We start from the raw sequence: 15971 nt of genomic DNA, 5'->3' as shown, positions 1-15971 counted from the left end.
CGATCGCGCCCAAACCCAATGTCTCACTTTAAGATAAGTAATAAGCCATCTGAGTAATGGTAGCAGTCGGTTTGATCGATACAGTGGTCGAAAGCGTGATTTCAGTTTACCACCGCCAGTCAATCGCACACCTTATCATTGTTAACGCAGATTTACACTTGCCTAGATACTCTCACCATCAGCAATGCCGACAGTTCTGCTGATGTACGGGCTTCTTCCTGATGAAAGAGAATCTAGCCATCAACGTTTTCTAAAATGGGTTAGATTTTTGTAGCTAAAATAACATTGATTTTCTAGTTATTTTACTTACAGTACGGGGTCTGTGGTTTGCTACTTCAGCCTCATATAATGCCAGTTGCTCTGTGTCCAAACCTTGAGAGTGAGCTTTTACACTTGTTTTGTGTGGTGTTAAAGATAAATCTTTAACCAGACACTAGATGATAGATTAATGGTGCTGACCTACTCAAACTGATTTGAGTTAAGCCGCAAATACACGTAGGCGGCTAGATTAAAATTAGATTAGTATATAACCGAAATATTACTGTAATTTTTGAAGGTTTTTATATATGTAAATGGTTGATTTCAGAGGATATACGGTAACGATAACCAAAGCGATCGCGGTACTTTAATTTTAATAAATCTTATATTATTCAGATTAAAAAACTCAGAAAAGATGACGAAAACAGAATTTAGAAGCTCAAGCTGATAATCAATTCTAGTCTAAAACTAGTACGGTAAAACTCTGACAAATACCAAATGTAGTTCTCCTTGAGAATATGAGACCCATTCTCTAGGTGTATACGTATCTACAAAAGGTCTGAGGCTAAAAACCTCTTCTTTCGCACTTCAGGCTTTGGTAAAGACTTGTGCAATGTGTAGGTTTTTATGATGGAATTTTTAAATAATTTTTTCTCTACTAGCCAGTTTATTCCCCACGGACATTGCTATCTCTGGAAACCAGGATTAGTGTGGTTGCATCTGATTTCAGATGTGTTAACTGGATTTGCTTATTATTCAATTCCAGTGATGTTGGTTTATTTTGTTCGTAAACGGCGAGATATGCCTTTCGGCTGGATATTCCTAATGTTTGGCACATTCATCGTTGCTTGTGGCACAACTCATTTAATGGATGTATGGACGCTTTGGTACCCTACCTATTGGCTATCAGGGTTAGTCAAAGCTATCACCGCTTTTGTTTCCGTATTAACCGCTATAGAGCTTGTGTCATTAATGCCGCAGTTGCTAGCTCTACCGAGTCCTGCCCAACTAGAGGCTGCAAACTACCAACTAGCAAAAGAAATTGCTGAACGCATACGGACTGAGGAAGTGTTGAGGGAAAACGAACAACGCTGGCAATTAGCTTTGCGAGGCAATAATGATGGAATTTGGGACTGGAATGTTAAAACCAATGAAGTTTTCTTCTCGGCTCGCTGGAAAGAAATGCTCGGTTACGAAAACCACGAAATTTCTAACCATTTAGATGAATGCGTCACACGAGTGCATCCGAACGATATTAAGCGGGTGAAACAAGCAGTTCAAGCTCACTTTGCTCAGAAAACACCGTTTTACATTAGCGAGTATCGAGCTTTATGTAAAGACGGCACCTATAAATGGATTTTAGATCGAGGGCAAGCACAGTGGGATGAAAATGGTAATGTAGTACGAATGGCAGGCTCACATACTGACATTACCGATCGCAAGCAAGCAGAGGAGACACTAAATAGCTTACTTAACCAATTAGAAAGCAAGGTTGAGGAAAGGACAGCAGAGTTAACAAAAATCAACGAATCGCTACAGACAGAAATTACTGAACGCCAGCGAATAGAAGAAGCATTACGAGAGAGCGAACAGCGATTTCGGGCTGCATTCCATCAAGCTGCTGTTGGCATTGCCCATGTCGCAATCGATGGAAGCTGGTTGTTAGTGAATCAGAAGCTTTGCGATATTCTCGGTTACACACTCGAAGAACTACAGTTGTTAACTTTCCAAGATATTACTCACCCGGACGATCTTAACACTAACCTGAAATATGTTGAGCAAATTTTAGCAGATAATATTCAAACTTACTCGATGGAAAAGCGCTATTTTCGCAAAGATAATTCCTTAGTTTGGGTTAATCTCACTGTGTCTTTGATGCGCGAATCTAGTGGGGAGCCAAAATATTTTATTTCTGTAGTGGAAGACATTAACGAACGGAAAGCCGCGCAGCGCGAACGCAAGCAGTGGGAGGAGCAAATACAAGCATCACTATTAGAAAAAGAGGTGTTATTAAAAGAAATTTACCATCGGGTCAAAAACAATTTACAGGTGATTTCCAGTCTGTTAAACCTACAATCTGCTTATATCAAAGACAAAGACGATTTGGTAATATTTCAACAAAGCCAGCAGCGGATTGCATCAATGGCTCTGGTTCACGAAAAATTGTATCAATCTCAAGACTTAGCAAGGATTAATTTTGGTGAATATATTCGAGATTTGGTAACAAGTTTATTTACTGCTTATGAAGTCAATGAAGATGCGATCGCTTTGACAATAAATACCGAGGATTATATTTTTCTCGGTTTAGATACAGCAATTCCTTGTAGCTTAATTATCCATGAGCTTGTATCTAATTCTTTAAAATACGCATTTAATCAAGGTAGTAATGGTACTATCAATATTGAAATCAAGAAAATAATTAATCATAATTTAAGGCTAATAGTTCGTGATGACGGGATTGGCTTACCACAAAACTTTGATTTTAAGAAAATCGCATCATTAGGATGGGAATTGGTGGATGCCTTAACCCATCAACTAGCAGGAAATATCAAGATTACAGGTTCTACTGGAGTAGAGTTTCAGGTGACATTTCCTTTACCATAAATACACAATTAATCAAAGATGACAAAGGCAAAAATTTTAGTTGTGGAAGATGAAGCTATTGTTGCTAAAGACTTACAATATCGGCTGAATAAATTTGGTTATCTAGTACCTGCTATTGCTTCTTCAGGAGAAGAAGCGATTAATATAGCAAGAGAAATATCTCCAGATTTAGTACTGATGGATATCAAGCTTAAAGGCTCAATGGACGGGATAGAAGCTGCTGAAGAAATCTATAAGCGTTTGGATATTCCAGTAATTTATTTGACTGCTTATGCAGATGAGAACACATTGGAACGAGCTAAGATAACTGAGCCGTTTGCCTACCTCCTGAAACCTTTTAAAGAAAGAGAACTACAAACAAATATTGAAATAACTTTGATTAAGCATGGTTTAGAAAAGCAATTAAAAGTTAATAAAAAATGGCTAGATGCACTTTTAAAAAGTATCAGCGATGGTGTAATTGCTAGCGATTTACAAGATTCAATCACTTTTATGAATCCGGTTGCGGAAAATTTGACTGGATGGAAACAAGAAGAAGCTTGTGGCAGAAATTCTTCAGAGATATTTAATATTGCTAATGGCGAAACTCATAACTCTATTGAAAGTCCGACTATAAAAGTTCTTCAAGATGGTATTATCGTTAATCTTCCCGCAGAAACAATTCTGATTAATAAAAATGGTGCGGAAATACCAATTGATGACAGCGCTGCACCAATTAAAGATGACAAAGATAATATTACAGGCGCTGTATTAGTGTTTCGAGATATTACTGAGCGCAAACGAGCGATTGAGGCGCGTCAAAAGCAAATTGAGCAAGAGCAACTTGTGGTGCAATGGGAGGAGATAAATCAACTTAAAAATGACTTTTTGAATTTAGTTTCTCACGAACTGCGATCGCCTCTGAGTAATATCAAGATGATGATTCAAATGATACAACTATCTAATAATACTGAGGATGCTCAACGCTATCTAAAATTAATGGAAAGCGAGTGCGATCGCGAACTAGAATTAGTTAACGATCTACTAGACTTACAACGGCTAGAAAGCTCATCCTATCCAGTTATTACACCTGATGCGTTGCTCTTACAACAGTGGTTACTTTGGGTTATCGAACCGTTTCAAATTCGTGTTCAACAACATCAGCAAACTCTACAGGCGAATCTCCCCGCAAATCTTCCGCCGCTATTGTCAGATGGCATTAGCTTGGAACGCATTATAGTAGAATTGCTTAATAATGCCTGTAAATACACACCTGCTGGTGGTGAAATTGTCTTAAGTGTAAGTCACAATTCCTCGGAAACACCTGCAAAAACAATTATTACTGTCAGGAATTCAGCAGAAATTCCGGTAATAGAGTTACCACGGATATTTGATAAATTTTATCGTCTACCCAATGCAGATATCTGGAATCAAGGTGGTTCGGGTTTAGGTTTATCTATAGTCCAGAAATTAGTGGAACAATTGCAAGGAAACATTCAAGTAGAAAGTGGCAATGGATGGACTACATTCACTCTTACATTAATTGATTTATAGTACTCAATAATCCAGAAATTGCTATAGCATTCCTAAATGAGATTGTGAAAATTTTTGTTATGGTTGTCATTTATCCTTTGCGATCGCAAAGGATAAATGACAAATGACTGAACTTGATATGAGATAATTAAACCAAATTATTAAATATCGAAAAATGTCATTAACTATATCTTCTACACCTCAAGGTTTTAGTGCATTCATCACTAATTTGGGAATACGAGATACCACTGATGATTTTGTATTGATTAAATCATCAGTTCCTTGTGTTGCAGATGGAGTCTTCACTCAAAGTCTTTTTGCTGGGCCAAGTGTTACTATTAGCCGCGATAATTTAAAAGATTCACAAGCACAAGCAATTGTCGTTATATCTAAGAATGCAAATGTAGCTAATGGTTCGGTTGGCATCGCTGATGCTCAAGAAGTTCTGCAATTAGTTGCAACTGAAACTGGAATTGCTGCACATAATATTGCGATCGCTTCTACAGGTGTAATTGGCAGACGTTACCCCATTGAAAAAATCCGGACTGGTTTATTAGGATTGGGCAAAAAATTGACTGATGCTGATTTTCATGCCGCTGCTCGTGGTATTATGACCACCGATACAGTAGCGAAACTAGCTACACGGCAAATAGGAAATGCCAAGCTAGTAGGAATTGCCAAAGGTGTTGGCATGATTGAGCCGAATATGGCTACCCTTTTAACTTTCTTTTTTACTGATGCTGCAATTTCTGCAAATAGCCTTCGTTCTATTTTTCGCTCTACTATAGATAAAACTTTTAATTGCTTGAGCGTAGATACGGATACTTCTACTAGTGACTCTGCCGTGATTCTTGCTAATGGAATAGCCGGTGAAGTTTCAGAAGCAGATTTTGCTAAGGCATTGCAAGAAGTTGCACAGGAATTAGTGCTGAAAATTGCACGAGATGCAGAAGGTGCTACTAAAATAATTGAGGTAACTGTAGATTCAGCGATTAACTATACACAAGCTAAAACAGTAGCGAAGGCAATTGTAAATTCACCATTAGTAAAAACTGCTGTTTATGGAGCAGATCCGAATTGGGGAAGAGTTGCTATGGCTATAGGCAAATGTGAAAACGAACAGCAAATAAATCAAGATAAAGTTGTTATTAGTTTTGATAATGTAAAAGTTTATCCTAGTAGCTTAACTGAGGAAAATCTAGAACAGTTACGGCAAATTATGTCTCAAGATAAAGTAGATATTCATGTTAGCCTTAATATTGGCGATGCCTCTGCAACTGTATGGGGTTGCGATCTTTCAGAGGGTTATATAGAAATTAATGGTAAATACTCAACTTGATTAGACTTCTTGCACAACTGCAAAATTTGCCCTTATCCCCCAACTCCTTCTCCCAATTTTGGGAGAAGGGGAGCGAATTTCAAAATCCTTCTCCCAAGCTTGGGAGAGGAATTTAGGGTTAAAGCTCATTGATTCATTGCGCTCGGCGTTGAAGAAAGAACGTAGCGTTTTGTAGATAAGGGTCAATTATTATCCTTTAGGTTAAGTTAACTTTCTGGCTCGAATTTTGTCAAAGATTGTACCTTAATCAAAGAATTTTGCCTGAATCTCGTCCCATCCTCATTTTGTATTGGTTGTATGTACCACTGTTTTATGAACTGCAAAGGTTTAACAATACAAGTGGAAACTAATTGAGTTAAATATCTCCTGAGTTGAGGAGTAGGTTGTCACTGGTTCATCAAATTTTTCCTTTGAATCTGTAGTATTTTAAACGAGATACTGTATGTAAAAAACTATTATAAAACGGTGGTTAAAGAAAAATATTTTTGATAAACTTAATATTAATAATAAATATTGAAATGTTTATCAGAAATATTGCAATATTCATGGCAAACATTGTAATATTCCTGGCAAACATTGCGACATTCCTGGCAAACATTGCGACATTCCTGACAAACATTGCAATATTCCTGACAAACATTGCAATATTCATGGCAAACATTGCAACATTCATGGCAAACATTGCAACATAAATAATTATGCGGACATGATATTACAGCTATTTTCAGCTAAATAGACCACGTGGTAGGGGCGCAAGGGCTTGCGTCCCTACAACAGATGTGGTTCAAATAGATGATTTCTGCTGTAATTACAAACCGATTCGCTCACAACAACTTATCTGGCGTAATTGGCAAATCGCGAATCCGCTTACCTGTGGCATGATAAACTGCATTAGATATGGCAGCCGCTACCCCAACAATCGGAAGTTCCCCCAAGCTTTTGGTTCCTAGTGCATTCACATAAGGATCGCGTTCGTCAATAAATTGCACTTCCATATTGGGGATATCTGCATGAACGGGAATTAGGTAATCGGAAAGGTTAGCACCAACTATTCTGCCCTGATTAGGATCTATTACAGTTTTCTCCATCAGCGCCATACCAATTCCCCAGGTAATTCCGCCGATAACTTGACTGCGTGCTGTCTTGAAGTTAAGAATTCGCCCAGCATCATAAACGCCTACGCAACGTCTAACTTTAATTTCTCCTAACAATTCATCAACTGCAACTTCGACAAATATCGCCCCAAATGAGTGTTTGGCATATTGTTGGCTCTCTGGATTGAGTGAGGATTCCTCTGTAACTTCTAAACTTTCTAATCCGTGACGGTGCAGAATATCGCTGTAGCTGTCTCGCTTTGATGGGTCTTGTTTTGAAAATATTTGCCCTGAGTCAACGGCAATATCTTCTGCTTGCAAGCCGTAAAGCAAAGAATTTGCATCCGCGATCGCCATTTTAATTATCTTATCCCGTGCGGTGATCGCAGTTTGATGCACCGCCTGCGAAACACTCGCAACTGTAACTGAGTTCCCTGTAATCGGGGCTTTGGGAAGATTAGTATCACCTAATTCAAACTGCACTGGTAATCCCAATACTTCAGCAGCTACCTGCGTCATCACTGTATAAGTACCAGTACCGATGTCTTGAGTACCACTTTGTACTTTTACTTCTCCAGTGGCAAAAATTTCTACCTTGACTGATGCAGTTCTAGCATTGGTGGGAAATGTCGCACTTGCCATTCCCCAACCAATCAGGAAATGATTGTCTCGCATGGAACGGGGAATTGGATTGCGTTGTGTCCATCCAAAAATTTCTGCCCCTTTTTGATAACATTCTTTCAGGGATTTACTTGACCAAGGTAATCCTTTGTGCGGATCGATATCTGCATGATTTTTCAGTCTTAGTTCAATTGGATCGATATTTAAGGTGTATGCCAATTCATCCATTGCCGATTCTAAGGCAAACATTCCCGGCGCTTCTCCTGGCCCCCGCATAAAGGTTGGTGTGCCGGCATTGATCCGTCCCAAACGGTATTTAATTTCCAAATTGGCACAAGCGTACATCATGATTGTTGCTGCACCCACTGGTTCGGCAAAGTCATCAAATACGGAAGTTAAAGATGTCCCAATTTGCTCAATGATAGTTAGTTTACCTTCTTTGGTTGCACCTAATGTTAGCTGCTGCTGAGTTTCAGAACGGTGGCCGCAAGCAGTGTACATTTGCGATCGCGTTAGTACAACTTTTACAGGGCGTTTTACTTGCCGAGCTGCGATCGCTGCTAAAATCGTATGCGATCGCAGCAGTGCTTTACAACCAAATCCGCCGCCTAAATATTTGGAGATGACGCGGACATTTTCTTCGGGAATATTCAGAATAGATGAAATTTGGCTTTGGGTTGCAGAAACGCCTTGAGTGGTTTCATATAATGTCAAATTATCGCCTTCCCAGATCGCGATCGTTGCAGAAGGTTCTAGGGGATTATGATGTTCTACTGGCGTAGTATAAACTTGCTCTACTAAGACATCTGCCTGTGCTTTCCCCGATTCAACATCCCCTCTGATGATTTTAGCTGGCATCATCCCAAAAAATATCGATTCGGGTTCAAATATCTCTGTATGTGCCATTGTGACTGTCGGAATGGCTTCTTCGTAGATAATTTTTATCTTACAGGCGGCAGTTTCGGCTTCTTCTAAAGTTTGGGCAATTACAACCCCCAGATGTTGACCATCGTAGTAGATATTATGGTCTTTTTCAGTTGACTGAGGTTGTGGAGGCCCAAAGAAAGGTATTTTTACCAGAGATGGGGTTTGTTGGTAAGTAACGACATCTAGCACACCAGGAGAGACTGCGGCTGCGGATGTGTCTATTTGGATAACTTTACCGCTAGCGATCGCGCTTTGAAAAATCACTCCATAAGTTAACTTCTCGATTGGCACATCGGCTGTGTAAGGTGCTTCTCCCGTTACTTTCAGCTTACCATCAACGCGATCGAGTGGTTTCCCAATAATTTTATTCATAATTTTTCTGTCACAACTGAAAGTGCGCGTACCAAAGCGCGTTTGACTAATTCAATTTTGAATTGATTGTGCGTTTGCGGTTTTGCTTCTTTGACGGCGGCGGCGGCTGCGGCTGTAAAGATATCTTCGTTAATTTCTTTTTCTTTGAGAAATTCCTCAGCTTCCCTTGCACGCCAAGGTTTGGGTGCTACTCCTCCAAAAGCGATGCGTGCTGATTTTATCGTGTTTTGTTCTATATCTAAAGCAACTGCTACAGAAACGAGAGCAAATTCGTAAGCAGCTCGATCCCTTACTTTTAAATAATGGGACTTATAGGCAAAATCTGGAACTTCAATCGCAACAATTAATTCTCCAGGCTCTAATAGAGTTTCTTTTGCTGGTGTCTCCTCTGGTAAGAGATAAAAATCATCAATTGAAATTCGCCGTGATGTTTCTATTCCTTGGATGCAAATCACTGCATCTAATGCCGTCAAAGCTACAGCTAAATCGGAAGGATGAACGGCAATACAATGTTCGCTAGCTCCGAAAATGGAATGCATTCGATTGTAACCTGTAATTGCCGAACAACCTATACCGGGAGTGCGTTTATTACAAGGAAAAACCGGATCACGAAAATAACCACAGCGGACTCGTTGCAGTAAATTCCCACCCACTGTTGCCATATTTCGCAGTTGCGGTGAAGCGCTTTGTAATAAAGCTTGGCTAATTACCGGATAACATTCCTGAATTTGGGGATGAAAAGCCACATCACTCATTCGAGAAATCGCACCAATGCGGATTCCATTCGGTTGAGATTCAATATCTGCTAAGGGCAAACTATTAATATCAATTAATATATTCGCTGTTTGAACTCCATCCTTCATTAACCCCAGTAAATCTGTGCCACCAGCAATAAATGCAGCAGTTTTATCTTGCTCAACTGTGGCGATCGCTACTTCTTCTGAGGTAACTTTAGCATAACTAAATGGCTGCATCTTGCTTTTCCTCTAGCACATCTCGAATCGCCGCAATAATATTTGGATATGCTCCACAACGGCAAAGGTTTCCACTCATGTTTTCTCGAATTTCTGCTTCAGATTTTGGCGATTCTTCCAATATCATCCCTACGGCTGAGATAATTTGACCTGATGTACAGTAGCCACATTGAAAAGCATCATGGGTAATAAAGGCTGTTTGCATAGGATGGAGTTTTCCATCTTGTGCTAATCCCTCAATTGTGGTAATTTCAGCATTGATGTGCATGATTGCCAAAGTCATACAAGAGTTAATTCGCCGATTATTAACTAATACAGTACACGCACCACATTCACCGCGATCGCAAGCTTTTTTAGTGCCTATCAAACCCAGCTTTTCTCGAAGTGCATCTAGTAATGTCACACGAGGTTCTATCTTCAAGGTGTAAGATGTATTATTAACATTCAGTGATAATTCTACTTCCTCTGAAGCGAATATTTTCACTTCCTGAGTAAGTAAGTCTGAAGTTCTTGAAGCTAAAGAATTTTCTGCCATATCTCATGTAGATAATAATTACATCATTTACTATAGTAGCGATAAAAGTCTGCGGTTATTCTAGCGTTACTTCCTGACATTGAGAATCCCAGGTAACGGCAATAATAACGAATGGCAAAAGGAAGGCATAAAGAGCTAACCTTTCAAGCGATCGCTTGTGGGTAATTTACAATAAGCGGCAATGAACTCACTTAAACCAATACATACAGAAGCTGCTTTAAATCTCATCCAAACTCGCGATCGCAATTTTTTTGAATATGAAAAGAGGTAAAAAACATAATTCCTAATGAGTAGCGATGTCTGCGACAAGCCGCTAAGGTGTCTACCCACTACTTATCTGGCTGTTTCTCAAAGCTATATCTCTTTTTGTCAAAATATATACCCATTATTTATACTTTATAAGTAATCAAAGTGGGAAAAGTGCGAAAAGTAGGAAAAGTAGGAAAAGTAGGAAAAGTAATATATTTGACAAAATGTATTGTTAATCAAGTTGTTATACTGTAAATTATTAATATAACTGGTCAATAACAGGCAAATTGCTGATTAAACAAAATTTCTAACATTTTGAACACAGTAAGTGGTGTAGCTATGTCTTCTAGTGGAAATCAAAATTACTATAGTAATCCCGGATCATTCGTAATAAAAAAGTGTTTATTGAAGTGGTCTATATACTATTAAAGATTTCAGGTTGATAAGCTCCATGAATGTGGTATTTTGTCATGAATTATTCAAGATTGCTATCTGTCAATAATTGTAGATAGTAATTCGTATATCAGATAAATTACTACTATTAATAAAAATTCTTTAGTTGGATGTACATTTACTAACTCATCTACATGAAATTCAAGAGCGTTAAGAAAAACCCGCTCGCTCTCGTACAAAGATTATTACATCATTGATGCTTGCTTAGTAATGAAACTAGCTACCTCGGTGGATTAACTTGCAGATTACATACTCGCTGTTTTGAAAAACTTGTGCTGCGATCGCCTACTACTTAATCTGCATATTAGGATTTTTAAATATTGTTAATTTGATTGCGAGAACTTAGATACAATTCTTAGCCAGGTTGAAGAGTAAATACTATGAATGTTGAATCTATTGCGATTATTGGGATGGGATGTCGTTTTCCAGGTGCTATCAATCCTGAAGCTTTTTGGCATCTGCTCTGTAATCAGGTAGATGCGATCGCACCCATTCCTTCCGAACGCGAAAATCTGCATTCTTACTTTATCCCTGACTCTACTTTACAGCAGTCGCAACCCGTTCAAGGTGGTTTTCTAGAGCAGATCGATAAATTTGACCCACAATTCTTTGGTATCACTCCCCAAGAAGCTGCTAGCATAGATCCTCAACAACGGTTGTTACTAGAAATCACTTGGGAAGCTCTCGAAGATGCCGGATTAATCCCACAAAAACTTTCAGGAAGCTCAACAGGAGTTTTTGTCGGTATTGCTGGCTCTGATTACTATGAAATGATGGCAACAGAGCGCACAACAAATGGCTATGCAGTTGCTGGCAATCTCAGCAGTGTTGTTGCTAACCGTATTTCCTACGTGCTTAACTTGACTGGGCCGAGTTTATCAATTAACACAGCTTGTTCTTCCTCTTTAGTAGCAGTTCATCTTGCCTGTCAAAGTTTGCATAAAAAAGAATCTAGTTTAGCAATAGCCGCAGGCGTGAATGTCATGCTGTTACCGGAGTTGACAGCAAGCCTAGCAAATGCAGGAATGATATCGGCTACAGGACGTTGCAAAGCATTTGATGCTCAAGCCGATGGCTTCGTGCGGAGTGAAGGAGTTGGTGTTGTAGTTTTGAAGCTTCTGTCTCAAGCATTGGCAGACTCTGACTCTATCTATGCAGTTATCCAAGGTAGTGCAGTCAACCAAGATGGACGTAGTAATGGGCTGGCTGCTCCCAATCTGCAAGCACAACAAGCACTACTGCGGCAAGCTTATCAAAATGCTGAAATTTCACCAAGTTCTGTACAGTATGTTGAAGCGCAAGGAACTGGAAGTTTGTTGGCGGATGCGATTGAACTTAAAGCATTGGCAAGCGTTTTAGGAGAAAATCGTCCTCTAGGAGATAAATGTCGTGTTGGTTCCGTCAAAACCAATATCGGACATTCAGAAGCTGCTAGTGGAATTGCCGGATTGATTAAAGTGGCGTTGTCTCTCAAATATGGAAAGATTCCGCCAAATATACATTTTCAGCAGCTAAATCCGAATGTCCCGCAAGATAAACTACCTCTGCAAGTACAGCAAGTATTAGAGCCTTGGCCAAGCGATCGCCCTCGCATTGCAGGCGTGAGTACCTTTGGCTTTGGCGGCACAAACGCTCATATAGTGATGGAAGCTTCCCCTGATTTGGTTGCGGAGTCTTCTAATATTGATCGCCCCCTACATTTGCTGACTTTATCAGCCAAAACAGAAACGGCATTGCGATCGCTAGCCCACCTTTATCACGAGTTTTTAGTTAATCATCCTGATGTGTCAATTGCCGATGTTTGTTTTAGTGCCAATACTGGTAGAACCACATTTAACCATCGGCTGGCTGTGACTGGGAAATCTACAGTACAAATTGCAGAACGTTTGGAGGCGTTTGCATTATGTCAAGAGTCCGTCGGGTTAGTGAGTGGTTTGGTGAAGCCAAAGAAAGTTCCAAAGATTGGATTTTTGTTCACTGGCATGATTAACGAGACACTAGAACTGGATCGTCAACTGTACGAACAAATGCCCATCTTTCGCCAAGTTGTCGCTCGCTGTAATGCGATCGCCCAGCCGTTACTCGGAAAGTCCCTTCTCGACTTTTTTCTCTATCCCGCCACTGTTGGAGAAACTCCTACCGATGAGATGGGCTACTGCACGGCATTATTTACACTGCAAATAGCACTTTGCGAGTTATGGAAATCTTGGGGGATTGAACCGTCGGTTGTGATGGGAACAAGCTTGGGAGAGTATGCTGCTGCCTGCGTTGCCGGGATTTTGAGTTTAGAAGATGCAATTAAGCTCTTAATCTCCGGGCAGCAGTATATCCAATCGCGCCTCCCAAAAGGAGGGATGGTCACCGTGTTTGCAGACGAAGAGCGAGTGGCCGCTGCAATTAAACCCTACGCTGACAAAGTTGTTATTAGTGTCTTTGCCAGCCCGCTGGTTTTAATTTCTGGCGAGCAACAGGCAGTCGATGCAGTTATGGCTGTGATGCAAGCACAAGGAGTCACAACGTTTTGGTGGAATACATCCTACGCCTTTCACTATCCTTTTATAGAATTGCCAGAGGAGAATTTTGCTCAGTATGAGTCAAATTACACTTTCTGTCCTCCCCAAATCCCCATAATTTCCGGTGTCACAGGGCAACTGTCCGATAATGCAATGAGCATCATGGAGTATTGGAAGAATATGCTCCAGGAACCCGTGAGGTTTTCAACAGGGATGCAAACCATGTATCAGCAAGGAGTCACGGTATTTGTCGAGATTGGGCCAAATGCGGATCTATTGTCAATGGGCATTCGTTGTCTGCCTGAAGAAACAGGGGTTTGGCTTCCCAGCTTGCGTTCGGGACAATCCAACTGGCAGCAATTGTTGTCCAGTTTAGCAGAGCTTTCTGTTTTAGGAGTACCTGTTAATTGGTTAGAGTTCGATCGCAACTATCACCGCGATCGCTTACAATTACCAACTTATCCTTTTGAGCGACAAAGCTATTGGCTAAATAGCGATCTAGTTAGCAATCACCAGGAAACTGCATTCTCAACCTCTAAACATCAATCTTCTTTGACCAGTCAAGCCAGAGGTTTAGATGTACTCATCCCTGAATTGACTATTTCCCTAATGCGAGAACAACTAACGGCATACCCAGAAAAACAGCAGCAACTGTTGGAAGAATATTTAACAAAACAGATTGCCAAAGTGTCAGGACTGCCTCCATTTCATCTAGATACTGAGCAACCAATTAATACTTTGGGTTTGGACTCCTTGATGTCAATTCAAATAATAAACAGCTTTAAAAAAGACTTTGATTTAGAGTTGCCACTAGAGATGATGTTTAAAGACATCAGTTTAATCGATTTGGTTCGCCAATTACAAAATCAATTGATTTCCTGTTTTTAATTATTTCAAGTACAAAAAAGTCATGTATCACGATTTGTTTTCAGCAAACTCTCCAAAAGAAGCGACTTTAGTTAACCTGTTACGCTATAGAACGCTACAACAACCAAACCAAGTGCCATATACGTTTTTGATAGATGGAGAAACAGAAAAACTTAGCTTCACTTATGAACAATTAGACCAAAAAGCACGCGCTATTGCGGCATTGCTTCAAAGTATGAAGGCTTTTAAAGAAAGAGTACTGCTGCTCTATCCGCCTGGGCTAGAATTTATAGCTGCTTTTTTTGGCGGTTTATATGCAGGTGTAACTGTTGTACCTGTGTATCCACCACGAGGTAAACAGCGGATGACAAGGTTGCAAGCTATTGCCAAAGATGCACAAGCAACTTTAGCACTTACCACCTCATCTGTAATGACTAAATTAGGAGAAAGATTTAAAGAAGAACCAGAATTAGCAGCTTTGCAATGTATAGCGACTGATGAAATTGCTAATGATTTGGCAGATGATTGGATTTTTCCTGAGATTACTAACAAATCATTGGCACTTCTCCAGTACACATCTGGTACGACAGGCAATCCGAAAGGGGTGATGGTAAATCATGACAATCTACTTTATAACTCCGCTTTAATTTATCAGGCTTTTGAGCATACATCTCAGAGTAGAGGTGTGATTTGGCTGCCTCCTTACCACGATATGGGACTGATTGGCGGAGTGTTACAACCCGTATATGGCAATTGCTCAGTTACCTTGATGTCGCCAGAGTCTTTCCTACAAAAACCCTTTCGCTGGCTGAAAGTGATTTCCGACTATCAAGCGACTACTAGCGGCGGCCCTAATTTTGCTTATGACTTGTGTGTTGACAAGATTACTCCCGAACAACGCCAACAGATTGATTTGAGTAGCTGGGAAGTGGCTTTCAATGGTGCTGAACCTGTACGGGCAGAAACTATAGAAAAATTTTCAGAAACCTTTGCAGATTGTGGTTTTAGAAGAAGTGCTTTTTACCCCTGCTATGGCATGGCAGAAACAACTTTGATTGTGTCAGGAGGTATGAAAAAAGAGCCACCAGTGATACGTTTTGTGCAAGAGCAAGCTTTGAAACAGAATCGGATGGCGATCGCTACTAGCGAGGAAGATAGTAGAGCAATTGTTGGTGTAGGTCATAGCAGTTTAGAGCAAAAAATTGCGATCGCCAACCCAGAGTCGTTAACTCCCTGCTCAAATGGAGAAGTCGGAGAAATTTGGGTTGCAGGGTCGAGTGTTGCTGGCGGCTACTGGAATAAACCCCAAGAAACTCAACAGACTTTTAATACCCAACTGCGAGACACAAAAGAAGGGCTATTTTTACGCACTGGAGATTTAGGATTTTTGCTTGATGGCGAACTATTCATCACAGGTCGCCTCAAAGACATAATAATTATTCGAGGGCAAAATCATTATCCCCAGGATATTGAATTCACAGTCGAGAATAACCATCCAGCACTACGACCTAATTGTGGGGCAGCATTTTCTGTAGAGATAGAAGGTGTTGAACAACTAGTTATTATCCAAGAAGTAGAGCGTACATACTTACGGCAGTTATAGGACTAGTATTTGATTTCTGAAAAAACTCCGTACATCTGGAGAGATAGAAA

At 40.1% G+C, this 15971-nt stretch carries 9 protein-coding genes; 6 read left to right on the top strand and 3 right to left on the bottom strand.

The features are described 5' to 3' along the window. Nucleotides 1–885: 885 nt before the first annotated feature. The 4 genes from RM368_RS38850 (at nucleotide 886) to RM368_RS23755 (ending at nucleotide 6405) form a co-directional block, all read left to right on the top strand. Nucleotides 886–2862 (top strand): PAS domain S-box protein, encoded by a 1977-nt coding sequence (locus tag RM368_RS38850; RefSeq protein ID WP_416212254.1) that lies wholly within the window; start codon nucleotides 886–888, stop codon nucleotides 2860–2862. 18 nt (nucleotides 2863–2880) lie between these two features. After that, on the top strand, nucleotides 2881–4395 hold the full coding sequence (locus RM368_RS23765; protein WP_322696325.1) for a response regulator: 1515 nt from the start codon (nucleotides 2881–2883) through the stop codon (nucleotides 4393–4395). A gap of 154 nt (nucleotides 4396–4549) precedes the next feature. Continuing rightward, the gene (gene argJ, locus RM368_RS23760; protein WP_322696324.1) at nucleotides 4550–5713 is read left to right on the top strand and encodes a bifunctional glutamate N-acetyltransferase/amino-acid acetyltransferase ArgJ; all 1164 of its coding nucleotides are present in this window, start codon (nucleotides 4550–4552) and stop codon (nucleotides 5711–5713) included. A 545-nt stretch (nucleotides 5714–6258) separates the two neighbouring features. Further along, complete coding sequence (locus RM368_RS23755) at nucleotides 6259–6405, top strand: hypothetical protein (protein WP_322696323.1); 147 nt, start codon at nucleotides 6259–6261, stop codon at nucleotides 6403–6405. A 132-nt stretch (nucleotides 6406–6537) separates the two neighbouring features. Here the strand turns inward: RM368_RS23755 and RM368_RS23750 are convergent, their stop codons facing one another. Genes RM368_RS23750 through RM368_RS23740 form a run of 3 tightly spaced genes read right to left on the bottom strand, consistent with a single transcriptional unit; the run spans nucleotide 6538 to nucleotide 10236 of the window. After that, nucleotides 6538–8727: a xanthine dehydrogenase family protein molybdopterin-binding subunit gene (locus RM368_RS23750; protein ID WP_322696322.1), complete on the bottom strand. Its 2190-nt coding sequence runs from the start codon at nucleotides 8725–8727 to the stop codon at nucleotides 6538–6540. Continuing rightward, the gene (locus RM368_RS23745; protein ID WP_322696321.1) at nucleotides 8724–9701 is read right to left on the bottom strand and encodes a xanthine dehydrogenase family protein subunit M; all 978 of its coding nucleotides are present in this window, start codon (nucleotides 9699–9701) and stop codon (nucleotides 8724–8726) included. Before RM368_RS23745 ends, RM368_RS23750 begins: the two co-directional genes overlap by 4 nt. Next, nucleotides 9688–10236, bottom strand: coding sequence for a (2Fe-2S)-binding protein (locus tag RM368_RS23740; protein ID WP_322696320.1), 549 nt, complete (start codon nucleotides 10234–10236; stop codon nucleotides 9688–9690). Before RM368_RS23740 ends, RM368_RS23745 begins: the two co-directional genes overlap by 14 nt. Before the next feature lie 1082 nt (nucleotides 10237–11318). Here RM368_RS23740 and RM368_RS23735 point away from each other — a divergent pair. Both RM368_RS23735 and RM368_RS23730 read left to right on the top strand, forming a co-directional pair. Then, entirely contained in the window at nucleotides 11319–14339 is a 3021-nt protein-coding gene (locus tag RM368_RS23735; RefSeq protein ID WP_322696319.1) for a beta-ketoacyl synthase N-terminal-like domain-containing protein, read from the top strand. A gap of 22 nt (nucleotides 14340–14361) precedes the next feature. Further along, nucleotides 14362–15921 (top strand): fatty acyl-AMP ligase, encoded by a 1560-nt coding sequence (locus tag RM368_RS23730; protein ID WP_322696318.1) that lies wholly within the window; start codon nucleotides 14362–14364, stop codon nucleotides 15919–15921. Nucleotides 15922–15971: the final 50 nt, after the last annotated feature.

Source organism: Nostoc sp. DedSLP03 (assembly GCF_034530815.1).
Taxonomy (GTDB): domain Bacteria; phylum Cyanobacteriota; class Cyanobacteriia; order Cyanobacteriales; family Nostocaceae; genus Nostoc.
This window is presented reverse-complemented; position numbering and strand designations above follow the sequence as displayed.